At 68.4% G+C, this 21,410-nt stretch carries 21 protein-coding genes; 17 read left to right on the top strand and 4 right to left on the bottom strand.

What is annotated here, in order from left to right; all coding sequences use genetic code 11:
- The first annotated feature begins 1 nt into the window (after position 1).
- Positions 2-1,123, top strand: coding sequence for an ATP phosphoribosyltransferase regulatory subunit (locus HMH01_RS12640; protein WP_171326092.1), 1,122 nt, complete (start codon positions 2-4; stop codon positions 1,121-1,123).
- Positions 1,120-1,830: an ATP phosphoribosyltransferase gene (gene hisG / locus HMH01_RS12635; protein WP_171326090.1), complete on the top strand. Its 711-nt coding sequence runs from the start codon at positions 1,120-1,122 to the stop codon at positions 1,828-1,830. The genes HMH01_RS12640 and hisG overlap by 4 nt, the downstream gene beginning before the upstream one ends.
- Before the next feature lie 33 nt (positions 1,831-1,863).
- On the opposite strand, the gene yghX is transcribed toward hisG, so the two are convergent.
- Both yghX and HMH01_RS12625 read right to left on the bottom strand, forming a co-directional pair.
- Positions 1,864-2,766: a YghX family hydrolase gene (gene yghX, locus HMH01_RS12630; RefSeq protein WP_171326089.1), complete on the bottom strand. Its 903-nt coding sequence runs from the start codon at positions 2,764-2,766 to the stop codon at positions 1,864-1,866.
- A 46-nt stretch (positions 2,767-2,812) separates the two neighbouring features.
- Entirely contained in the window at positions 2,813-3,256 is a 444-nt protein-coding gene (locus HMH01_RS12625) for a DUF1489 family protein (RefSeq protein WP_171326087.1), read from the bottom strand.
- 144 nt (positions 3,257-3,400) lie between these two features.
- On the opposite strand from HMH01_RS12625, the gene HMH01_RS12620 reads away from it, so the two are divergent.
- A complete protein-coding gene (locus HMH01_RS12620) occupies positions 3,401-5,650 on the top strand; it encodes an adenosylcobalamin-dependent ribonucleoside-diphosphate reductase (protein WP_171326085.1) in 2,250 nt (749 codons plus the stop codon).
- A gap of 13 nt (positions 5,651-5,663) precedes the next feature.
- Here HMH01_RS12620 and HMH01_RS12615 read toward each other — a convergent pair whose 3' ends face one another.
- Positions 5,664-6,575: a LysR substrate-binding domain-containing protein gene (locus HMH01_RS12615; protein ID WP_171326084.1), complete on the bottom strand. Its 912-nt coding sequence runs from the start codon at positions 6,573-6,575 to the stop codon at positions 5,664-5,666.
- A gap of 163 nt (positions 6,576-6,738) precedes the next feature.
- Here HMH01_RS12615 and katG point away from each other — a divergent pair, with 163 nt between their 5' ends.
- Positions 6,739-8,907: a catalase/peroxidase HPI gene (katG, locus tag HMH01_RS12610; RefSeq protein WP_171326082.1), complete on the top strand. Its 2,169-nt coding sequence runs from the start codon at positions 6,739-6,741 to the stop codon at positions 8,905-8,907.
- A gap of 130 nt (positions 8,908-9,037) precedes the next feature.
- On the opposite strand, the gene HMH01_RS12605 is transcribed toward katG, so the two are convergent.
- Positions 9,038-11,251, bottom strand: a complete 2,214-nt coding sequence (locus HMH01_RS12605) for an NADP-dependent isocitrate dehydrogenase (protein ID WP_171326080.1) — start codon at positions 11,249-11,251, stop codon at positions 9,038-9,040.
- Positions 11,252-11,475: 224 nt separating this feature from the next.
- On the opposite strand from HMH01_RS12605, the gene HMH01_RS12600 reads away from it, so the two are divergent.
- The 13 genes from HMH01_RS12600 to tolR all read left to right on the top strand — a co-directional run bounded on the left by HMH01_RS12600 (position 11,476) and on the right by tolR (position 21,406).
- Positions 11,476-12,357, top strand: a complete 882-nt coding sequence (locus HMH01_RS12600) for a lipid A-modifier LpxR family protein (protein WP_171326079.1) — start codon at positions 11,476-11,478, stop codon at positions 12,355-12,357.
- 168 nt (positions 12,358-12,525) lie between these two features.
- Entirely contained in the window at positions 12,526-13,146 is a 621-nt protein-coding gene (gene rpsD / locus HMH01_RS12595) for a 30S ribosomal protein S4 (protein WP_171326077.1), read from the top strand.
- A 130-nt stretch (positions 13,147-13,276) separates the two neighbouring features.
- Complete coding sequence (locus HMH01_RS12590; protein WP_246237401.1) at positions 13,277-14,524, top strand: MFS transporter; 1,248 nt, start codon at positions 13,277-13,279, stop codon at positions 14,522-14,524.
- Between the two features lie 66 nt (positions 14,525-14,590).
- Entirely contained in the window at positions 14,591-15,241 is a 651-nt protein-coding gene (gene msrA, locus HMH01_RS12585; protein WP_171326076.1) for a peptide-methionine (S)-S-oxide reductase MsrA, read from the top strand.
- A gap of 2 nt (positions 15,242-15,243) precedes the next feature.
- The gene (locus HMH01_RS12580) at positions 15,244-15,840 is read left to right on the top strand and encodes a P-loop NTPase family protein (protein ID WP_171326074.1); all 597 of its coding nucleotides are present in this window, start codon (positions 15,244-15,246) and stop codon (positions 15,838-15,840) included.
- Positions 15,841-15,871: 31 nt separating this feature from the next.
- The gene (locus HMH01_RS12575; protein ID WP_171326072.1) at positions 15,872-16,741 is read left to right on the top strand and encodes a 50S ribosomal protein L11 methyltransferase; all 870 of its coding nucleotides are present in this window, start codon (positions 15,872-15,874) and stop codon (positions 16,739-16,741) included.
- Between the two features lie 82 nt (positions 16,742-16,823).
- On the top strand, positions 16,824-17,336 hold the full coding sequence (gene ruvC, locus HMH01_RS12570) for a crossover junction endodeoxyribonuclease RuvC (RefSeq protein ID WP_171326071.1): 513 nt from the start codon (positions 16,824-16,826) through the stop codon (positions 17,334-17,336).
- Positions 17,333-18,016 (top strand): Holliday junction branch migration protein RuvA, encoded by a 684-nt coding sequence (ruvA, locus tag HMH01_RS12565; protein WP_171326069.1) that lies wholly within the window; start codon positions 17,333-17,335, stop codon positions 18,014-18,016. Before ruvC ends, ruvA begins: the two co-directional genes overlap by 4 nt.
- A gap of 4 nt (positions 18,017-18,020) precedes the next feature.
- Positions 18,021-19,064 (top strand): Holliday junction branch migration DNA helicase RuvB, encoded by a 1,044-nt coding sequence (gene ruvB / locus HMH01_RS12560; RefSeq protein ID WP_171326068.1) that lies wholly within the window; start codon positions 18,021-18,023, stop codon positions 19,062-19,064.
- The gene (locus tag HMH01_RS12555; protein WP_171326066.1) at positions 19,061-19,711 is read left to right on the top strand and encodes a hypothetical protein; all 651 of its coding nucleotides are present in this window, start codon (positions 19,061-19,063) and stop codon (positions 19,709-19,711) included. The genes ruvB and HMH01_RS12555 overlap by 4 nt, the downstream gene beginning before the upstream one ends.
- Positions 19,701-20,111 carry a YbgC/FadM family acyl-CoA thioesterase gene (locus tag HMH01_RS12550; RefSeq protein WP_171326064.1) on the top strand — a complete coding sequence of 137 codons (411 nt, stop codon included), beginning with the start codon at positions 19,701-19,703 and terminating at the stop codon, positions 20,109-20,111. Before HMH01_RS12555 ends, HMH01_RS12550 begins: the two co-directional genes overlap by 11 nt.
- Before the next feature lie 110 nt (positions 20,112-20,221).
- Positions 20,222-20,926 carry a protein TolQ gene (tolQ, locus tag HMH01_RS12545; RefSeq protein WP_171326063.1) on the top strand — a complete coding sequence of 235 codons (705 nt, stop codon included), beginning with the start codon at positions 20,222-20,224 and terminating at the stop codon, positions 20,924-20,926.
- A gap of 3 nt (positions 20,927-20,929) precedes the next feature.
- Positions 20,930-21,406: a protein TolR gene (gene tolR / locus HMH01_RS12540; RefSeq protein WP_171326061.1), complete on the top strand. Its 477-nt coding sequence runs from the start codon at positions 20,930-20,932 to the stop codon at positions 21,404-21,406.
- The last annotated feature ends 4 nt before the right edge of the window (positions 21,407-21,410 follow it).

Genomic DNA, 21,410 nt, shown 5'->3' with positions numbered 1-21,410 from the left:
GATGATCGAACGCGCCTATCTCGATGACGCGCGCACGGGCGCGGGGCTTGCCCGGCTCGAGGCCGAGGTGGCGCGACTTATGGCGCTGTTCGCCGAGGCGGGTGCGGTCCGCGTCGATCCGGCCGCGCTGCTGCCCGCCGATACCCTGCTCGATCTCTACGGAGAGGATATCCGCGCCCGCGCCTTTGCCACCCAGGACGGCGAGGGCGAGTTGGTGCTGCGCCCGGATTTCACCGTGCCCATCGTGCAACGGCACATGGAGCAGGGGGCGGAACCTGCGCGCTACGCCTATGCCGGGCCGGTATGGCGGCGCCAGGGGGCGGGATCGAGCCGGGCGCGCGAATATCTCCAGGTGGGGTTCGAACTGTTCGACGGTGCGAACCCGGCGGCCGCCGATGCCGAGGTCTTTGCCCTGATCGCCACCGCCCTGGAGGGGTGCGGCCTGCGCGCGGCGACGGGCGACCTGGGCCTTCTGATGGCCGCGATCGAGGGGCTGACGACCAGCCCGGCGCGGCGGGCGGCGCTCAGGCGGCACCTGTGGCGGCCGGCGCGGTTCCATCGGCTGCTGGACCGCTTCGCCGCGCCCGACGCGCTGCGCCCCGCGCTCGACATTCCCGTGACGCAGATCGAGGCCGCGGTGCGCGCGGGCGGCAAGCCGCTTGGCAAGCGCGCCGTGGCCGAGGTCGTGGCGCGGATCCACAGGCTTCAGGAAGAGGCGGCGTCGGCCCCGCTTCATGCGGGCGAGGTGGCGGTGATCGAGGCGCTGCTCGACCTGCGCGCCCCGGCGCCCGAGGCGCTGTCGCGGTTGCGCGATCTTGCCGCCGAAACCGCGTCGCTGCGCCCGGCGGTGGATCGTTTCGCCAGGCGGCTGGACGCGCTGGCCGGGCGGGGCGTATCGGTGGATGCCCTGCCCTTCGAGGGTGCCTTCGGCCGCACGACGCTGGAGTATTACGACGGCTTCGTCTTCGGCTTTTATGCCGAGGACCGCGAGGATCTGCCCGTCATCGCCAGCGGCGGGCGCTACGACGCGCTGACCCGCGTGCTGGGCGCGGGGCAGGGCGTGCCGGCGGTGGGCGGCATGATCCGCCCCGAGGCGCTGCTGGCGCTGGAGGCGGGACGATGAGCGTGAAGCTGGGCGTGCCCTCCAAGGGGCGGTTGCAGGACCAGACCTTCGAGTGGTTCGCCGAACGCGGGATCACCCTGGAGCGCAGCGGCTCCGGGCGGGAATATGCGGGCCGGGTGCGCGGGCTCGACGGGGTGGAGCTTGTGCTGCTTTCCGCCGGAGAGATCCCGCGCGAACTGGCCGCGGGCCGCATCCATCTGGGTGTGACCGGGCAGGACCTGGTGGCGGAAAAGCTGGCGCCCGACGCGGTGATGGAACTGGCAGAGCTGGGCTTCGGCCATGCCGATCTGATCGTGGCGGTGCCGGCCTTCTGGATCGACGTAGAGACGATGGACGATCTGGACGCCGCCGCCGCCGCCTTCCGTGCGCGGCACGGCCACCGGCTGCGGGTCGCGACCAAGTATCACAACCTTGTCCGGGGGTTCTTCCAGCGCCACGGCGTCGCGGATTACCAGCTGGTGGACAGCCAGGGCGCGACCGAAGGCACCGTCAAGCACCAGACCGCCGAGGCGGTGGCCGACATCACCTCGACCGGAGAGACGCTCCGCGCGAACCACCTGCGGATCCTGTCCGATGGGCTGATCCTGCGCTCGCAGGCGACGCTGTTCGCGGCGCGGCGCGCGGCTTGGGGCGATGCGGAACGCGACGCCTACGCGGCGCTGGCGACGCGGATCGGGCTGGGCGCGGCGCCGCTGCCCTGGGCGTGAAGGGCAGGGCCATGCGGCCCCGCCCCCAGGCGTTCAGACAAGATAGCGGTTGAACCACTCGAGGGTGCGGCTCCAGGACAGTTCGGCCGCGGCCTGGTCGTAGCGCGGCGTCGTGTCGTTGTGGAAGCCGTGGTTCACGCCCGGATAGATATGCGCCTCATAGGTCTTGCCGGCTGCCTTCAAGGCCTCTTCATAGGCGGGCCACCCCTCGTTGATGCGGGTGTCAAGCTCGGCATAGTGCAGCAGCAGCGGCGCCTGGATCTGTGCGGCATCCTCGGCGTTGGCCTGCCGGCCGTAATAGGGCACCGAGCAGGCCATGCCGGGATAGGCCACGGCCAGCGCGTTGCACACGCCGCCGCCGTAGCAGAAGCCCACGGCGCCGACCTTGCCGTTGCCGCCCTCGATGGTGGTCAGGTGCTCGTAGCCGGCGAAGAAATCCGCCATCAGCTTCGCAGAATCGAGTTGGCCCTGCATCTCGCGGCCCTGGTCGTCATTGCCGGGATACCCGCCCAGCGGTGACAGCCCGTCGGGGCCAAGGGCGATGAAGCCGGCCTTGGCCACGCGGCGCACCACATCCTCGATGTAGGGATTGAGGCCGCGGTTCTCGTGGATCACCAGCACCGCGCCGATCGGATCGGTCGCAGCCGCCGGGCGCGCCAGCAGGCCCGAGATCTCGCCATGCCCATCGGGCGAGGCGTAGGTGATCCGCTCCGTCACGATGTCGGGGTCATCGGGGCTGACCTGCTGGGCCAGGGCGTAATCGGGCTGAAGGCTTTCCACGAGGGCGGCAACGGTCACGCCGCCGACGGCGAACTTGGCGGCCGCGTCCATGAAGGCGCGCTTGCTCATCTTGCCGTGCACATATCCGTCATAGAGTTCCAGCAGGCGCTGGTCGAAATCGCCTGCCTTTTTGCGGGGGGTCTGGGCTTCGGTCATCTGGTCTTTTCCTCCGATGGACTGTCCGGCGACCACGCGGGCCACTCTACAGGACACCTAGCGCCGCAAGCTCCTCTGCCAATTCACGCGGGAGTGTTTCCTCGCCCGGGACATAGGCCCCCAGATCGGCCGGCGCGTCGGTGGGCTTCAGGTAGCGCCAGCCCTGGAAGGGGCGGCGCGGCTGGGGGCTGGTGCGCACCAGCCCCGGTTCCAGCACGATCGCGCAGCGGCGGATGCCGTCGCCGCCGATGCGTTCCTCGAGGCCCAGGACCTTCTGCCGACACAGGACGGCGCCCCGGATCACCCAGTAGATCGATCCGCCCGCAAGGATCTCGGCCTCGCGGCGGGGCCACATGCGGGTAGTATGGGTGACCACAGCGCCAAGCCCGGCGGCGCGGTTGCGCTCGACCACGCTGTCCTGCCAGGCGGCCAGATCCTCGACCGACTCGGTTCCGACCGACAGTTTCAGAAGATGGACCGGTCCGGCCATGCGCTCGCCCCCTCGATTCCCCGTGTCCCAACAGTAGCACCGGGCGCGGCGGCGGCAACCGCACGCCACCACAAGTTGTTGCCGCACGGGGACGCCGGCGCTACATTCCGTGGTCCCTTTCCATGACAGCACCGGATCGCCCGCATGACCCGTTTTGCCGCCCCCATCTCGGAAGCCATCTGGGACATGAAGTACCGCTTCAAGACCCCCGAGGGCGCACCGATCGACCTGAGCGTCGAGGACAGCTGGCGCCGGGTCGCCCGCGCGCTGGCCGTGGTGGAGAAGAACCCCGGCGCCTGGGAACAGCGGTTCTACGCGGCGCTCGAGGATTTCCGCTTCCTTCCCGCGGGCCGGATCATGGCGGGCGCGGGCACCGGGCGGTCGGTCACGCTTTTCAACTGCTTCGTCATGGGCACGATCCCCGACAGCATGGCCGGCATCTTCGAGATGCTGAAGGAAGCCGCGCTGACCATGCAGCAGGGCGGCGGCATCGGCTACGACTTCTCGACCATCCGCCCACGCGGGGCTGCGGTGCACGGCGTGGGCGCCGACGCCTCGGGCCCGCTGTCCTTCATGGACGTGTGGGATTCGATGTGCCGCACGATCATGTCGGCCGGCTCGCGCCGGGGGGCGATGATGGCGACGATGCGTTGCGACCATCCCGACATCGCCGAGTTCATCGACGCCAAGCGCGACCCGGCGCGGTTGCGCATGTTCAACCTGTCGGTGCTGGTGACCGACGCCTTCATGGCGGCGGTGAAGGAGGATGGCGACTGGGACCTGGTCTTCGAGCGGCGGATCTTTGCCACGGTCCGGGCGCGCGACCTGTGGAACCGGATCATGCGCGCGACCTATGATTATGCGGAACCCGGGGTCATCTTCATCGACCGCATCAACCAGCGCAACAACCTGAACTACGCAGAGACCATCGCCGCCACCAACCCCTGCGGCGAGCAGCCGCTGCCGCCTTACGGCGCCTGCCTGCTGGGCTCGATCAACCTGGCGCGGCTGGTGCGCGATCCCTTCGGACCCGATGCGGCGCTGGACGAGGCGGCGCTGGACGAGCTGGTCGCGGTCGCGGTGCGGATGATGGACAACGTGGTGGATGCCAGCCGCTTTCCGCTGCCCCAGCAGGCGGCGGAAGCGCAGGCGAAGCGCCGCATCGGGCTGGGCGTCACGGGGCTTGCCGATGCGCTGATGATGCTGGACCTGCGCTACGGATCCGAGGAAGCCGCGCGTCTGACCGGGCGCTGGTTGCAGCGGATCGCGCGCGCGGCCTATCTCGCCTCGGCGCATCTGGCCGAGGAGAAGGGGGCGTTTCCGCTGTTCGACCGGGACCGGTTCATCGCCTCGGACATGATGGAGCGCATGGACCCTGACGTGCGCGAGGCCGTCGCCCGGCACGGGATCCGCAACGCGCTGGTGACATCGATCGCGCCCACCGGCACGATCAGCCTGCTTGCGGGGAATGTCAGCTCCGGCATCGAGCCGGTCTTTGCCCACAGCTACACCCGCAAGGTTCTGCAACCCGACGGCAGCCGCACCGAGGAGGAGGTGGTGGACTACGCCGTGCAGCAGTGGCGGGCGCGGATGGGGGACGCGCTGTTCCCCGACAGCTTCGTGACCGCCCAGACGCTGGATCCGCTGGAACATGTGCGGATGCAGGCGGCGGCGCAGGAATGGGTCGATTCGAGCATCTCCAAGACGATCAACTGCCCGGCCGACATTCCCTTCGAGGATTTCAAGGACGTCTATCTCGCGGCCTGGGACCAGGGCTGCAAGGGCTGCACCACCTACCGGCCGAACGCGGTGACGGGCAGCGTGCTGAGTGTCGGAGAGGCGGATCCCGCGCAGGTCGAGGGCGGCGAGGCGCTGCATCATGCCGACAAGCTCGACCGGCCCGAGACGCTTGAAGGCAACACCTACAAGATCAAGTGGCCCGAGTCCGAACACGCCATCTACATCACCATCAACGACATCGTCCTGGGCGGCCAGCGCCGTCCCTTCGAGGTGTTCATCAACTCGAAGAACATGGAGCATTTCGCCTGGACCGTGGCGCTGACGCGGATGATCTCGGCGGTGTTCCGGCGCGGCGGCGATGTCAGCTTCGTGGTCGAGGAGATGAAGGCCGTGTTCGACCCGCGTGGCGGCGCCTGGATGGAGGGGCGCTACATCCCCTCGATCCTGGCCGCGATCGGCGGGGTGATCGAGCGGCACATGATCGAGATCGGCTTTCTCGACGGCGAGGGCATGGGCGCGAAATCAGACCCCCACCTGGCCGGCTACGGGAACGGCAACCGCGGCCCGGCCTGTCCGAATTGCGGCCAATACGCCATGCGCATGATCGAGGGCTGCATGACCTGCGCCGAATGCGGCCACTCGAAATGCGCATGAGGCACGGCCGGCGCTAGGTCGCCGGCCCGGAACGGAGCGTCTGCGCCGAGGCGCGGACGACCTCGGCGATCTGGGTCAGTTCGCGGGCGAGCGGGCTGGTCCGGCGCCAGATCATCCCGATGGTGCGCATGGGCTTCGGCTCGCGGAAGCGCGCGATGGAGACCTGGGCCGAGCGTGTCTCGACCGCGACTGCCATCTCGGGGATCAGCGTCACGCCGATGCCCGCGCCGACCATCTGCACCAGGGTCGAGAGCGAGCTTCCCTCCAGCACCTCGCGGGGGGCGGCGGACTGGATGTTGCAGAAGGACAGCGCCTGGTCGCGGAAGCAGTGCCCCTCTTCCAGCAGGAGAAGCCGCATCTCGCGCAACGTCTCGCGGTTGGGAACCGGCTTGCCCGCGTCCGCGCCGGGGCGGACCAGCACGAATTCCTCGGTGAAAAGGGCGGTCTCTGTCAGCGACGGCTCGGACACCGGAAGCGCCACGATGGCCGTGTCGAGCCGGCCGTCGGCCAGTTCCTCGATCAGCCGGGGCGTCACCGTCTCGCGCAGCTGGAGGTCGAGCCCGGCATTGGCGCGCGTCAGGTTGCCGATGATTGCGGGCAGCAGGTAGGGCGCGACCGTGGGGATCACCCCGATCCTGAGCCGGCCCACAAGCCTGTCGCGCGAGGCGCGGGCCAGGTCCTCCAGCTCGTCCACCGACCGCAGGATGTCGCGTGCGCGGGCCGCGAACTCCGCGCCGAAGCCGGTCAGCCGGACCTGCCGGGCGCTGCGCTCGAACAACTCGGTGCCAAGCGTATCCTCGAGCTGCCGGATCTGCATGGACAACGCCGGCTGCGAGATGGCGCAGGCATCGGCCGCGCGCCCGAAATGGCCGTGCCGGGCCAATGCCTCAAGGTATCGCAACTGCTTCAGGGTCAGGTTTGACATAAGCCAGACTTATACGCGCAATCAGAAAATACAACTTAATCTAATCGCCTCGCTCTGTTAGAGCGGTGCAGGCGTGCCAGGGACTGGCCGGACTCTGCCTTTGGGGAGTGGCCCGGACCCTGACAGATGATTTTCAGCAATGCAGCCATGATCGGAGCGACACATGGACGGAGATGACAAGGCCTTGGGCAAATGCCCGGTGATGCACGGTGCGATCACGACCAACAGCTCGGACGTGATGGACTGGTGGCCGAACACGCTGAACCTCGACATCCTGCATCAGCATGATGCGAAGTCCAATCCGTTGAAGGGCTTCGACTACCGCGAGGCCGTGAAGGAACTGGACTTCGAGGCCGTGAAGGCCGACGTCAAGGCGCTGATGACCGACAGCCAGGACTGGTGGCCGGCCGACTGGGGCCATTACGGCGGCCTGATGATCCGCCTCGCCTGGCACTCGGCGGGCTCCTACCGACTGGCCGACGGCCGCGGCGGCGGTGGCGCGGGCAACATCCGCTTCGCGCCCCTGAACAGCTGGCCGGACAACGGCAACCTCGACAAGGCGCGGCGCCTGCTGTGGCCGGTCAAGAAGAAGTACGGCAACAGGCTGAGCTGGGCCGACCTGATCCTGCTGGCAGGCAACATGGCCTACGAGTCGATGGGGCTGAAGACCTTCGGCTTCTCCTTCGGGCGCGAGGACATCTGGCACCCCGAGAAGGACGTCTACTGGGGCTCGGAAAAGGAGTGGCTCGCGCCGTCCGACGAGCGCTACGAGAGCCTCGAGAACCCGGCGACGATGGAAAACCCGCTGGCCGCCGTGCAGATGGGCCTGATCTACGTCAATCCCGAAGGCGTGAACGGCCAGCCCGATCCGCTGAAGACCGCCGCCCAGGTGCGCGAGACCTTTGCCCGCATGGCCATGAACGACGAGGAAACCGCGGCGCTGACCGCCGGTGGCCACACCGTCGGCAAGGCGCATGGCAACGGCGACGCGGCGACCCTGGGCGCCGAGCCCGAAGCCTCGGAGATCGAGAACCAGGGTTTTGGCTGGGTCAATCCGAACCTGAACGGCAAGGCCACCAACGCCATCACCTCGGGCATCGAGGGCGCCTGGACGACCAATCCCACCAAGTGGGACATGGGCTATTTCAAGCTGCTCTTCGGCTACGAGTGGGAACTGACGAAGTCGCCCGCCGGCGCCTGGCAGTGGCGTCCCATCGACATCAAGGAAGAGGACATGCCGGTCGACGCGACGGATCCGTCCAAGCGCGTGATGCCGATGATGACCGATGCCGACATGGCGATGAAGATGGACCCGAGCTATCGCGCGATCTGCGAGAAGTTCATGGCCGACGAGGCGTATTTCTCGGACACCTTCGCCCGCGCCTGGTTCAAGCTGACCCACCGCGACCTGGGCCCGCGCGAGCGTTACATCGGCCCGGACGCGCCGCAGGAAGAGCTGATCTGGCAGGATCCGGTGCCCGCAGGCAAGCGCGACTACGACGTGGCCGCGGTCAAGGCGAAGATCGCCGCGGCCGGGCTGTCGGTGGCCGACATGGTCGCCACCGCCTGGGACAGCGCGCGCACCTTCCGCCAGTCCGACCTGCGCGGCGGTGCCAACGGCGCCCGCATCCGCCTTGCCCCGCAGAAGGACTGGGAGGGCAACGAGCCCGAGCGCCTGGCGCGGGTGCTGGCGGTGCTCGAGCCCATCGCGGCCGAGACCGGCGCGTCCGTCGCCGACGTGATCGTGCTGGCCGGCAACCTGGGCGTCGAGCAGGCGGCCAAGGCCGCGGGCTTCGACATCGAGGTGCCCTTCGCGGCCGGTCGCGGCGACGCGACCGACGAGACGACCGACGCCGCCTCGTTCTCGGTTCTCGAGCCGCTGGCCGATGGCTTCCGCAACTGGCTGAAGAAGGACTACGTCGTTTCGGCCGAGGAGCTGATGCTCGACCGTGCCCAGCTGATGGGGCTCACGGGGCCCGAGATGACCTGCCTGATCGGCGGCATGCGGGCCATGGGCGCCAATCACGGCGGTGCGAAGCACGGCGTCTTCACCGACCGGGAAGGCGCGCTGACCACGGACTTCTTCGTCAACCTGACGGACATGAAGTGGAAGTGGGTGCCGAAGGCCAACAATCTCTACGAGATCGTGGACCGCAAGACCGGCGACGTGAAGTGGACCGCGACCCGCGTGGACCTGGTGTTCGGATCGAACTCGATCCTGCGCGCCTATGCCGAGGTCTATGCCCAGGACGACGGTCACGAAACCTTTGTAAAGGATTTCGTGGCGGCCTGGACCAAGGTGATGAACGCGGATCGCTTCGACCTGAACTGATCCCGAGTTGCGCGGCCGGCGATCCCGGCCGCGTCCCCCCGGAAAGAGAAAGGCGGCGCCCCCGGACTGGTGGCGCCGCCTGTTCGTTTCCGGATGGCCCCGCCCGATCGCGCGGGGCCGCTGGCCGGTATCAGCCGATGATCCCGTTCAGCGTTGCCGAGGGGCGCATCACCGCGCCGGTCTTGACCGGGTCGGTGTGGTAGTAGCCGCCCAGATCGGCGGGCTTGCCCTGTGCGGCCGACAACTCTGCCAGGATCTTGCCCTCGTTATCGGCCAGCGCCTTGGCGACCGGGGCAAAGGCTGCCGCAAGGGCCGCGTCCTCGGTCTGTGCGGCCAGCGCCTCGGCCCAGTAGCGGGCGAACCAGTAGTGGCTGTGGCGGTTGTCCGGCTGGCCCGCCTTGCGGCCCGGGGAACGGTCATGATCGAGGATCCCCTGCGTCGCCGCGTCCACCGCGTCGCCCAGGATCCGCGCCTTGGCGTTGCCCTTGCTGGTGCCCAGGAACTTCAGGCTTTCGCCCAGCGCGCAGAACTCGCCCAGGGAGTCCCAGCGCAGGTGGTTCTCCTCCATCAGCTGCTGGACGTGCTTGGGCGCCGAGCCGCCGGCCCCGGTCTCGAACATGCAGCCGCCCTGCATCAGCTTCACGATCGACAGCATCTTGGCCGAGGTGCCCAGCTCCAGGATCGGGAACAGGTCGGTCAGGTAGTCGCGCAGCACGTTGCCGGTGACCGCGATCGAGTTCTCGCCATTGCGGATCGTCTCGAAGGACAGGCGCGTCGCTTCGCGCGGGGCAAGGATAAGGAACTTGTCGGTGGCGCCCGCCGCCGCCAGCAGCGGCTTGACATAGGCGATCAGCTGCGCGTCGTGGGCGCGGGTCTCGTCCAGCCAGAAGATGGCCTGGCAGCCCTCGGCCTTCTGCCGCTCGATGGCAAGCTTCACCCAGTCCTCGATCGGTGCCTTGCGCGTCGCGGCCGAGCGCCAGATGTCGCCGGCTTCCACCTCGTGCGTGGTCAGCACGTCGCCATTGGCGGCGATCAGGCGCACGGTGCCGTCCTTCGGGATCTCGAAGGTGGTCGGGTGCGAGCCGTATTCCTCGGCCTTCTGCGCCATCAGGCCGACATTCTGCACCGTCCCGGCGGTCGACGGATCCAGCGCGCCGGTTTCCTTGAAATAGGCGATCGCCTCGTCATAGACCGCCGCGTAAGAGCTGTCGGGGATCACGCAGTTGGCGTCGGCTTCCTTGCCGTCCGGGCCCCAGCCCTTGCCACCGGCGCGGATCAGCGCCGGGATCGAGGCGTCGATGATCACGTCCGAGGGGACGTGCAGGTTGGTGATGCCGCGGTCCGAATTGACCATGTAGAGCGGCGGGCGATCCGCCATCACCGCCTGGATGTCGGCCTCGATCTCGGCCATGCCGGACACGCGGTCGAGCATCTCGCCCAGGCCGGAATTCGGGTTCACACCGGCCGATTTCAGCGCGTCGCCATGCTTGTCGAAGACGGGCTTGAGGAATTCGCGCACCGCGTGGCCGAAGATGATCGGATCGGACACCTTCATCATGGTGGCCTTCAGGTGCAGCGAGAAGAGGATGCCCTCTTTCTTCGTTGCCTCGATCTCGCGGGCGAGGAAGGCGTCGAGCGCCTTCGCCGACAGGAAGGTCGCGTCCACCACGGTGCCGGCGTGATACTGCACGCCCTCTTTCAGGACCGTCACGCTGCCGTCCCTGGCGATCAACTCGATCCGCGCGGGGCCGGCCTGTGCCTCGGTCAGGGTCACGGACTTCTCGTTCGAGCGGAAGTCGTTCGCGCCCATGGTCGAGACGCGGGTCTTGCTGTCGGCCGACCACTTGCCCATCGAATGGGGGTTCGCCTTGGCGTAGTTCTTCACGGCCCTGGCGGCACGGCGGTCCGAGTTGCCCTCGCGCAGGACGGGGTTCACGGCCGAGCCCCGGATCGCGTCATAGCGGCGGCGGGCGTCCTTTTCCGCGTCGGTCGCGGGTTCGTCCACATAATCGGGCAGGTCGTAGCCCTGGCCCTGAAGTTCCTTGATGGCCGCGACCAGCTGCGGCGCCGAGGCCGAGATGTTGGGCAGCTTGATGACGTTCGCCTCGGGCGTCTTCACCAGGTCGCCCAGGATGGCAAGATCGTCGGACTGGCGCTGCGCCTCTGTCAGGCGTTCGGGAAAGGCCGCGATGATCCGGCCCGCCAGCGAAATGTCCCGCAGGCCGACGGTGACCCCGGCCTCGGCCGCGAAGCGGCGGATGATCGGCAGGAACGATGCCGATGCCAGGTCCGGCGCTTCGTCCACCTTGGTGTAGATGATGTCGGGTGTCTTGTTGTCTGCCATGTGTTCCGAGCCTTTCTTGCGCGTCTTGAGGCTTTCAGTCCTTCAGCCGCTGCGAGGCTTAATGGATCGCGGCGTGAACGTCTACTGATGCAAGCGGCCTTGCCAGCAGAGGCGCGCGCCTTCTAGGCTTTGCAGGCCGGGCGCCGCAGGGGCGCGGCTGCCATCCGAAACAAGAGGTCGCACCCATGCCGAAGGCCCGGATCGTTCGAGGAGCCTTGATTGCGATGCTTGCCCTTGCGGCAGGGCATGCGGCGGCAGAGCCCTACCGCCTGGAGCGGGTGACGGCAGTTCATGTCAACGACAGCGTCTTCCAGGGACTGGATCGCTGGCGGACCGGGTCGGCCATGCTGAGCGTCGCGCTTGCCCGGCAGGGCGATGCGGAAGCCATGCCGGAGTTCGGCGACCTTCTGGAACTGCGCCTGTCGGCCGAGTTCGTGACGCCCGAATTCTTTCTTGCCGACGGGGCAGGGGACCGGCGCTATGCGGGCATCCTGTCCGTCGGCGCGCATACCCATTTCCGCACGCGGGGGCTTGAGGCGACGCTTGGTGCGGACCTGCATGTGATCGGCCCGCAGAACCGGCTGCACGAGGTGCAGGACATCATCCATGTCGTGAGCGGCGGCGCTTCAGCCCCGCCCGAGGATCAGATGGTTCCCGACAGCGTCTGGCCGACCCTTGCGGGCGAGTTGGCGCGGCCCGTCGCCCTGGATGAGGGGCAGTTGGTGTTGCAGCCGTTTCTGGGCCTTCAGGCGGGGCACGAGACGCTGGCCCGCGTGGGGGGCGATCTGTACCTGGGACAGGCCGTCGACGCAGGTACCTTTGGACGGGAGCCCGTGACAGGGCTGCCCTTCCGGTTGAGCGGCGCGGGCGGGCCGGGCGTCTGGGGCTCCCTCGGCGTGGACATTGCCGCGGTGGGGTCCAGCGCGCTGCTCGGTCACGGGACCGGCGACGAACCGCGGGATACGCGCACGCGGGTCCGGGCCGGGCTTGGCTATGATGTCGGGCGTCTGACGGCGCTTGCGGGTGTCGCGTGGCTCGGTCCCGAGTTCGAGGCGCAGCGCAGTGGCCAATGGACGGCGGCCTTCGCGCTGGGCCTGTCCTTCTGAGGGCGCATTGACAGCCCGGCGCAGATCCGTATAACGCGGCGACCTGCCCCGAGACGGGCGGGCACTTTGGTGTTTGTGGCCCCCGCAAGGGGATGCCTGTCGGCCAAATCCGGTTCCGGAGGCGGCAAAGGAAAGCACCTTTCACATCGATGCTGAAAGGATCCAGCCGTGACCAAACGCACGTCTGCCAAGTACAAGATCGACCGCCGCATGGGCGAGAACATCTGGGGCCGTCCGAAATCCCCGGTGAACAAGCGCGAATACGGCCCCGGCCAGCATGGCCAGCGCCGCAAGGGCAAGCTGTCGGACTTCGGTCTGCAGCTGCGCGCCAAGCAGAAGCTGAAGGGCTATTACGGCGACCTGACCGAAAAGCAGTTCCGCCGCATCTATGCCGAGGCCGAGCGTCAGCGCGGCGACACCGGCGAGCTGCTTGTGGGCCTGCTGGAGCGCCGTCTCGACGCCGTCGTCTACCGCGCGAAATTCGTGCCGACCATCTTCGCCGCCCGCCAGTTCGTGAACCACGGCCATGTGCTCGTGAACGGCAAGCGCGTGAACATCCCCTCCTTCCGCGTCTCCGAGGGCGACGTGATCGAGGTGCGGGACAAGTCCAAGCAGCTGGCCGTCGTGCTGGAGGCCGTGGGCCTGGCCGAGCGTGACGTGCCCGACTACATCCAGGTCGATCATTCCAAGATGACCGCCCAGTTCACCCGCACCCCGCTGCTGGCCGACGTGCCCTACCCGGTGATGATGGAGCCGAACCTGGTCGTCGAATACTACGCGAAGAACTGATCCTTCGCAGACCGGAATTCCGGAACGCCGTCCCCCCGGGGGCGGCGTTTCCTTTTGGGCGCAAGCCATTTTCCCCGGCATGCGCAAGCGGCGCTCGCCAAGGGTCGAAATTGGGCGTATGTCCGGCGGAATGAGCCTGTTGTCGCGCCGCCGTCCCATGACCCTCGAGGAAGCTGCCAGCTTGCCGCGCTGGCGCCGTCCCGAGGCGCTGCTGGCGTTGATGGCCTTCGGCATGCCGCTGAGCTTCGCGGTCTGGGTCGCGACCCTTCAGAACTTCGTGGTCGAGGTCGCCGCCTTCGACGGCTCGGACTGGGGCTGGCTGCAATCGGTGCGCGAGATCCCCGGCTTCCTGGCGGTGGGCGTGATCGCGGTCATCATGCTTCTGCGCGAGCAGACGCTTGCGCTGCTGTCGCTGGCGATGCTGGGCGGCGCCGTGGCAGTGACGGGGTATTTCCCCTCCTTCACGGGGCTGCTGATCACGACGCTGATCTCGTCGATCGGGTTCCACTACTACGAGACGGTGAACCAGTCGCTGCAACTGCAATGGATCGACAAGCGCCGTGCGCCGCAGATGCTGGGCTGGCTGCTGGCGGTCGGTTCGGGGGCGTCGCTGCTGGCCTACGGGCTGATCGTGGCGACGTGGAAGGCGTTCGACCTGAGCTTTTCCTTCGTCTTCATGACCGGCGGCATCGCCACGCTGGCGATCGCGCTGGCGGCGCGGCTACTGTTCCCGTCGTTCGATGCGCCGAACCCGCAGACCAAGAAGCTGATCCTGCGCCGGCGCTACTGGCTTTACTACGCGCTCCAGTTCATGTCGGGCGCGCGTCGGCAGATCTTCGTCGTCTTCGCCGCCTTCATGATGGTCGAGAAATTCGGCTTCGAGGTGCACGAGGTCACGGCGCTGTTCCTGATCAACTACCTGGCCAACATGTTCGCCGGCCCCCTGATCGGTGCCGCGGTCGGGCGCTGGGGCGAAAAGCGCGCGCTGGCCGTCGAATATGTCGGCCTGATCTGCGTGTTCCTTGCCTATGGCGGGATCTATTATTTCGGCTGGGGGGTGCTGGTGGCGGCGGCGCTGTATGTCATCGACCACCTGTTCTTCGGTCTGGCGCTGGCGCTCAAGACCTATTTCCAGAAGATTTCCGACCCCGCGGACATCGCGCCGACCGCCGCCGTGGCCTTCACCATCAACCATATCGCCGCGGTGTTCCTGCCCGCGCTTCTGGGGTATGTCTGGCTGGTCAGCCCCGGCTCGGTCTTCCTGATGGCTGCCGGCATGGCCGGTGTGTCGCTGGCGCTGGCCATGCTGATCCCGCGCCACCCGGCACCGGGCAACGAGACCATCTTCGTGCGTGCGCTGCCGGCCCCCGCGGAATAGGCGCGCGCCACTGGGAATTTCCGAACGCAGCCCTACATCGGGGCGGAAGTGACAGGAGACGTCGTGATGTTCTTCGGACTGGGCAAGAAACTCGAGATGCCGTCGCCCGACGCGGCCCTTCCCGGCCGCAGCGCGGCCATCCCCACCGCAGACACCCATTTCGTGAGCGGCCGCCCCCTCAAGGGACCGTTCCCCGAGGGGACCGAGCAGGTGCTCTTCGGCATGGGCTGCTTCTGGGGCGTGGAGCGCATGTTCTGGAAGCTGCCGGGTGTCTGGGTGACCGCGGCGGGCTATGCCGCCGGCTACACGCCGAACCCCACCTACCAGGAGGTATGCAGCGGCCAGACCGGCCATAACGAGGTGGTGCTGGTGGTCTATGATCCCTCGCAGATCGGCTTCGATGCACTGGTGCGCACCTTCTGGGAGGGGCACGACCCGACCCAGGGCATGCGGCAGGGCAATGACCGCGGCACGCAGTACCGCTCGGGCATCTACTGGACCACGCCCGAACAGAAGGCGGCGGCAGAGGCGTCGAAGCCGGTCTACCAGCAGCGGCTGGCGGCGGCCGGTTACGGGCCGATCACCACCGAGATCCGGCAGGCCGGGCCGTTCTACTACGCCGAGGACTATCACCAGCAGTACCTGGCGAAGAACCCGGCCGGCTATTGCGGCATAGGCGGCACCGGCGTGACCTGCCCCATCGGCACCGGCGCCTGATCTTGGGCCCCGCGCATCCGCTTCGGATCCATGTGACCGGCGCGGCGGGCGCGGGCAGCACCACGCTTGGCCGCGCGCTGGCCGCACGCCTGGGCCTGACGCATCACGACACCGACGACTATCACTGGCTTCCCACGCCGGTGCCATTTGCCGCCGCGCGCCCGGTGCCCGAGCGGGTGCGGCTGATGGAAGAGGCGTTCCTGACGCAGCCCGGCTGGGTTCTCTCCGGCTCGGTCGCCGAATGGGGCGAGGCACTGTCGGATCGCTTCGATGCCATCGTCTTCCTGCGCGCGCCGCGCGATCTGCGGCTTGAGCGCCTTCGCCTGCGCGAGACCCAGCGCCACGGGGTCGAGGCGCTGGTCGATGGCGGGCCGCATTTCCTGGCGATGGAGGCGTTTCTGGCCGCCGCCGCCCGCTATGACGAGGCGGGGGGCAAGGGGCGCAACCTGTGGACTCACCGCGCCTGGCTGGCCCGGCAGGCCTGTCCGGTGATCGAATCGGATGGTGCCCGCCCTGTCGAGGCGCAGCTCTCCGCGGTGCTGGGGGCGCTGGGCATTGCCACGGCGCCCCTGCTTGACGCCGCCCGGGCGCCCGCCTAAGCGGGTGCCTGCGCCGCGCAGGAGAAAGCCCATGACCACCTGGACCGCCCTTACGAGCCTGCCCGGCGAGGACCGCGCCGCGGCGCTTGCCGATGCCATCGACGAGATGACCCCTTCGCCCACCGGGGTCGGCATCTTCGAGATCGAGGACGGCTCGGGCCTGTGGGAGGTCGGGGGCTATTTCACGCAGAAGCCGGATGTCGCGGCGCTCGACCTGATGGCCGCGATGCACGGCGCGCGGCCCTTCGCGGTCAGCCGCGTCGAGGATCGCGACTGGGTGGCGCAGGTGCGGCGCGAACTCACCCCGGTGGAGGCAGGGCGCTTCGTCGTTTTCGGCAGCCATGACCGCGACACCATCCCCGAGAACCGGATCGGGCTGGAGATCGAGGCGGCCATGGCCTTTGGCACCGGGCATCACGGCACCACCCGTGGCTGCCTTCTGGCGCTGGACCGGCTGATGCGGCAGGGGATGGTCGCGGGCAACACCGCCGATATCGGCTGTGGCACGGGCGTTCTGGCCATGGCCGCGCGCCGCGCCTTCAAGCGCGACGTCATCGCCTCGGACATCGACCCGGTCGCGGTGGCGACGGCGGTGGCCAACATGCATGCGAACCGGATCGGCGCCGCGGTGCCGGTGGTCTGCGGCGCAGGCTTCCGCAACCCCGCATTGCGTACCCGCGCGCCCTATGACCTGGTGTTCGCGAACATCCTCGCGCGGCCCCTGGTGCAGCTTGCCCCGGACATGGCGCGCCATATCCGCCCCGGCGGTGTGGCCATCCTGTCGGGTATCCTCAATCGCCAGGCGCGGCGGGTCGAGGGCGTCTATGCCGGCCATGGATTTTCCCGGATCGACCGGATCAATCTTGGCGAATGGGTCACGCTGGTGCTGCGCCGCGGCTGAGGCCCTCGCTTTCGCTTTCCCCGTGTTCCCGTTTCGTGCTAGCGTCCGGACCAACGAAAAGAACGAGCAGAAAGGCCGGCAGATGCGGGTAATCGGCATCGACCCGGGGCTCAGGCGCACCGGCTGGGGCGTTGTGGACGTGACGGGCAGCCGCATGCGCCATGTGGCGAACGGTGTCTGCCAGTCGTCGGGCGACGATCTGGCGGCGCGGCTGCTGGCGCTTCATGTGGGGCTGACGGAAGTGATCCTGCGCTTTGCGCCCGACCAGGCCGCGGTCGAGCAGACCTTCGTCAACAAGGACGCGGCCGGCACGCTGAAACTGGGTCAGGCGCGGGGCATCGCCCTGCTGGTACCGGCGCAGGCGGGGCTACGGGTCGCCGAATACGCGCCCAACGCGGTGAAGAAGGTTGTTGTCGGCGTGGGTCATGCCGACAAGGCGCAGGTGGAGCACATGGTCCGGATCCAGTTGCCGGGGGTGGAGATCGCGGGAAGCGACGCCGCCGACGCGCTGGCCATAGCACTTTGCCATGCCCATCACGCGAAATTCGCAGGCAAGCTAGAGGCGGCCGTCGCCCGCGCAGAGGCGGCGCGATGATCGGGAAAGTCACCGGCCGCATCGACTACCGCGCCGCCGACCATGTCCTGATCGAGGCGCATGGCGTGGGATACGTCGTCTACTGCTCTGACCGGACGCTGGCCGCCCTGCCCGGGCCGGGGGCGTTCGCGGCGCTCTATACCGAGCTGGTGGTGCGCGAGGACCTGTTGCAGCTGTTCGGCTTCCTGACGCTGGCGGAAAAGGAATGGCATCGGCTGCTGACCTCGGTTCAGGGGATCGGCGCGCGCGGCGCGCTGGCCATCCTTGGCACGCTTGGCCCCGAGGGCATCGCGCGGGCGATCACGCTGGGCGACATGGCGGCGGTGCGCAAGGCGCCCGGGGTCGGCCCAAAGACCGCGCAGCGCGTGATCCTAGAGTTGAAGGACAAGGCCCCGGCGATGATGGCGCTGGGCGCGAAGGGGGCGGCGCCCGCAAGCGTGATCGACCAGCCCGACGCGTCGCCCGAGCCGCGCACCGCCGCCCCAGCACCGGTGGCCGTCGCGCCCGACGCCGGGGCGACGTTGGCGGATGCGCGGGCCGATGCCTTGTCCGCGCTGGTCAATCTGGGCTACGGGCAGGGGGATGCCGCTTCGGCCGTCGCCCGCGCCGAGTCCGAGGGCGCCGAGGGCACGCAGGCCCTGATCCGGACGGCGTTGCGGCTGCTGGCGCCGAAGGGATGAGAGCATGACCGGACCCGACCCCACGCTGCGCCCCGAGCCACGCCCCGAGGATGCCGACCGCGCGTTGCGCCCGCAAAGCCTGTCCGAATTCGTGGGCCAGGCCGAGGCGCGCGCGAACCTTGCCGTGTTCATCGAAAGTGCCCGGCGGCGTCAGGCCGCGATGGATCATGCGCTGTTCTACGGCCCGCCGGGCCTGGGCAAGACGACGCTGGCGCAGATCATGGCGCGCGAGCTTGGGGTAAGTTTCCGCATGACATCCGGCCCGGTGCTGGCCAAGGCCGGGGACCTGGCGGCGATCCTGACAAATCTGGAACCGCGCGACGTTCTTTTCATCGACGAGATCCACCGTCTTAACCCTGTGGTCGAGGAAGTGCTCTACCCGGCGATGGAGGATTTCGCGCTGGACCTGGTGATCGGCGAAGGGCCGGCCGCGCGCACCGTGCGGATCGACCTGCCGCCCTTTACCCTTGTCGGGGCGACCACGCGGCTGGGGCTGCTCACCACGCCGCTGCGCGACCGCTTCGGCATTCCCACGCGTCTGGAGTTCTACACCGAGGCGGAGCTGGTCCAGATCGTCAGCCGCGCCGCCCGACTGATGAGTGCCGAAGCCACCCCCGACGGTGCGCAGGAGATCGCGCGCCGCGCGCGCGGTACGCCGCGCATTGCCGGGCGGCTGCTGCGCCGGGTCGCCGATTTCGCGCTGGTCGAGGGGGACGGCCGCGTCACGCGAGAGATTGCCGACCGCGCCTTGACCCGGCTGGGAGTGGATCACCTCGGCCTCGACGGGGCGGACCGGCGCTATCTCATGCTGATTGCCGAGCATTACGGCGGTGGCCCGGTCGGGGTCGAGACCATAGCCGCCGCCCTGTCCGAGGCGCGCGACGCCATCGAGGAGGTGATCGAGCCCTTCCTGCTGCAATGCGGGCTGGTCCAACGCACCCCGCGCGGCCGGATGCTGGGGGCCGCGGCCTGGCGGCATCTGGGGCTGGCAGCGCCCGTGCCGCGCGCAGCCACGCAGCAGGACAGCCTGTTCGGGGACGAGGCATGACCCCGGAAAAGGTAGAGAGCCTTTTCACCCGGTCGGATGGCAGTTTCCAGTTCGCGCGTTGGGCGCGGCCGCTGGCGCCGGTGGTCTTCGGGACCGACGACGCATCCATCGGCGCGCTGAAAGGCGCGATCCGCGACGTGGCGGCGCTCGGCGATCTGCGTCTTGTGGACACCGATCCAGAATTGGGCGCCAACCTTCTGATCTTCTTCGTGTCGGACTGGTCGGAACTGGACGGGGTGGCGCATCTGGACCGGCTGGTGCCGGACCTGTCGCAGCTTCTGGACCGGCTGACGCAGGCCGGGGCGAACCAGTACCGTTCCTTTCGGTTCGACGCGGATGGGGCGATCCGCCTGTGCCTGATCTTCCTGCGCTATGACGCCGATCTGGCGGCCGTCTCGGCCCGGACGCTGGCTGTCGCGCAGATGGCGCAGTCGATGCTGCTCTGGTCGGATACCGCCTTCAGGGCCGAAAGCCCGGTCGCGGTCCTGGCGAAAGGGGGGGAGGCGATCGTCCGGCCCGAGGTGGCCGCCCTGATCCGCGCCGCCTATGACCCGGTCCTGCCCGCCGCCAGCCGGACGCCGGCCCATGCGCACCGGCTGGCCGCACGGGCAAGGCTTCTGCTGGGGGATCTGGCCGATGACGCATGAGTGCCGCTTCCGCGTCTACTACGAGGACACGGACATGGCGGGCGTCATGTACTATGCCAACCACCTGAAATTCATGGAGCGGGGCCGGTCCGAGGCGGTTGCGGCCGCGGGCATCGACCAGGCCACACTGCTGGCGGGGCAGGGACTGGCCTTCGTGGTGCGCCGGGTCGAGATCGACTACCACTCCCCCGCGCGGTTCGGCGAGGAACTGCGCGTGCTTACGCGGATGCTTCGCATTGGCGGCGCCTCGATCGAGATGGCGCAGGAATTGCGCGTGCGCGACAGGCTTGTCGCCTCGGCCCGGGTGACGGTCGCCTGCATGACGGCGTCGGGCGGGATCGGGCGGCTTTCCGCCGAAATCCGGCAAGCCCTCGCCGGGCTGGGCGCGGGTTCGGCGTGACACTCGACAATCACGCGGATTTTCGACACAAGCCGCCCAAACTCGACTAGACTACCCGTCAAGCCGGCGGACACGACCGGCATCTTGAACAGAGCACAAGAGCAGTATCGATGGAAACCGAAGTCCTGGCCGCCGCCAGCGCGACCGATTTTTCGTTCTGGGCGCTATTCGTGCGGGCAACCGTGACGGTCAAGCTGGTGATGATCGTCCTGGTCGTCGCCTCTGTCTGGTCCTGGGCCATCATCGTCCAGAAGCACATCAATTTCCGCAAGGCCCGCGCCGAGGCCGACGAGTTCGAGGATGCCTTCTGGTCGGGGACCCCCCTCGACGAGGTGTTCGACGAGGTGGAGGCCGAGCCGCGCGACGGTGCCGAGAAGATCTTTGTCGCCGGCATGCGCGAATGGCGGCGCAGCCACGCCAATGACGGCGGCCTGATCGCCGGGGCGCAGGCCCGAATCGACCGCGCCATGAATGTCGCCATCGCGCGCGAGCAGGACGAGATCACCCGTGGCCTGGGTGTGCTGGCGACCGTCGGCTCCATCTCTCCCTTCGTGGGCCTGTTCGGCACCGTCTGGGGGATCAAGCATTCCTTCGAGGAAATCGCGATCCAGCAAAGCACCAACCTTGCCGTCGTGGCCCCCGGCATCGCCGAGGCGCTGCTGGCCACGGCAATCGGCCTGCTGGCGGCGATACCGGCGGTCGTGTTCTACAACAAGCTGTCGTCGGATGCGGACGCCATCGGCGCGCGCTACGACAGCTTTGCCGAGGAATTCTCGGTCATCCTGTCCCGCCAACTCGAAGCGCGGGAGGCCTGAGCCATGGGCGCCAGCCTTTCGGGGGGACAGCGCGGCGGGGGCGGCTTGCGGCGCGGGCGCCGCTCGAAGTCGCGCCCCATTGCCGAGATCAACGTCACGCCCTTCGTCGACGTGATGCTGGTGCTGCTCATCATCTTCATGGTGGCCGCGCCGCTTCTGACCGTGGGCGTACCCATCGAGCTGCCCGAGACGGCGGCGACCCCGCTCGAGCAATCGGAAGAAGAGCCGCTGACCATCGCACTGGCCCCGGGCGGTACCGTGATGCTTCAGAATTCCGAGGTGCCGCGCGATCAGTTGGTGACGCTGCTGGCCGCCGTTGCCGCCGAGCGGACCGACAACAAGGTTTTCCTGCGTGCCGACGGCGCCATCTCCTATTCCGAGGTGATGGAAGTGATGGGCGCGCTGAACGCGGCGGGCTTCCGTGACATCGGGCTTGTCACCGATGGCGGCGGCCCCACCCTGAACGGGGCAACGGAGTAGCGCT

This window comes from Halovulum dunhuangense (assembly GCF_013093415.1).
In the GTDB taxonomy this organism is placed as follows: domain Bacteria; phylum Pseudomonadota; class Alphaproteobacteria; order Rhodobacterales; family Rhodobacteraceae; genus Halovulum; species Halovulum dunhuangense.
The sequence above is the reverse complement of the archived record's forward strand: the minus strand, read 5'-3'. Positions and strand labels throughout refer to the sequence as shown.

What these genes read in the sequence shown, in the direction of transcription:
- HMH01_RS12640 (WP_171326092.1), top strand. Translation starts at nt 2, where the DNA reads ATGATCGAACGCGCCTATCTCGATGACGCGCGCACGGGCGCGGGGCTT.
- hisG (WP_171326090.1), top strand. Translation starts at nt 1,120, where the DNA reads ATGAGCGTGAAGCTGGGCGTGCCCTCCAAGGGGCGGTTGCAGGACCAG.
- yghX (WP_171326089.1), bottom strand. Translation starts at nt 2,766, where the DNA reads ATGACCGAAGCCCAGACCCCCCGCAAAAAGGCAGGCGATTTCGACCAG.
- HMH01_RS12625 (WP_171326087.1), bottom strand. Translation starts at nt 3,256, where the DNA reads ATGGCCGGACCGGTCCATCTTCTGAAACTGTCGGTCGGAACCGAGTCG.
- HMH01_RS12620 (WP_171326085.1), top strand. Translation starts at nt 3,401, where the DNA reads ATGACCCGTTTTGCCGCCCCCATCTCGGAAGCCATCTGGGACATGAAG.
- HMH01_RS12615 (WP_171326084.1), bottom strand. Translation starts at nt 6,575, where the DNA reads ATGTCAAACCTGACCCTGAAGCAGTTGCGATACCTTGAGGCATTGGCC.
- katG (WP_171326082.1), top strand. Translation starts at nt 6,739, where the DNA reads ATGGACGGAGATGACAAGGCCTTGGGCAAATGCCCGGTGATGCACGGT.
- HMH01_RS12605 (WP_171326080.1), bottom strand. Translation starts at nt 11,251, where the DNA reads ATGGCAGACAACAAGACACCCGACATCATCTACACCAAGGTGGACGAA.
- HMH01_RS12600 (WP_171326079.1), top strand. Translation starts at nt 11,476, where the DNA reads ATGCTTGCCCTTGCGGCAGGGCATGCGGCGGCAGAGCCCTACCGCCTG.
- HMH01_RS12590 (WP_246237401.1), top strand. Translation starts at nt 13,277, where the DNA reads ATGAGCCTGTTGTCGCGCCGCCGTCCCATGACCCTCGAGGAAGCTGCC.
- msrA (WP_171326076.1), top strand. Translation starts at nt 14,591, where the DNA reads ATGTTCTTCGGACTGGGCAAGAAACTCGAGATGCCGTCGCCCGACGCG.
- HMH01_RS12575 (WP_171326072.1), top strand. Translation starts at nt 15,872, where the DNA reads ATGACCACCTGGACCGCCCTTACGAGCCTGCCCGGCGAGGACCGCGCC.
- ruvC (WP_171326071.1), top strand. Translation starts at nt 16,824, where the DNA reads ATGCGGGTAATCGGCATCGACCCGGGGCTCAGGCGCACCGGCTGGGGC.
- ruvA (WP_171326069.1), top strand. Translation starts at nt 17,333, where the DNA reads ATGATCGGGAAAGTCACCGGCCGCATCGACTACCGCGCCGCCGACCAT.
- ruvB (WP_171326068.1), top strand. Translation starts at nt 18,021, where the DNA reads ATGACCGGACCCGACCCCACGCTGCGCCCCGAGCCACGCCCCGAGGAT.
- HMH01_RS12555 (WP_171326066.1), top strand. Translation starts at nt 19,061, where the DNA reads ATGACCCCGGAAAAGGTAGAGAGCCTTTTCACCCGGTCGGATGGCAGT.
- HMH01_RS12550 (WP_171326064.1), top strand. Translation starts at nt 19,701, where the DNA reads ATGACGCATGAGTGCCGCTTCCGCGTCTACTACGAGGACACGGACATG.
- tolQ (WP_171326063.1), top strand. Translation starts at nt 20,222, where the DNA reads ATGGAAACCGAAGTCCTGGCCGCCGCCAGCGCGACCGATTTTTCGTTC.
- tolR (WP_171326061.1), top strand. Translation starts at nt 20,930, where the DNA reads ATGGGCGCCAGCCTTTCGGGGGGACAGCGCGGCGGGGGCGGCTTGCGG.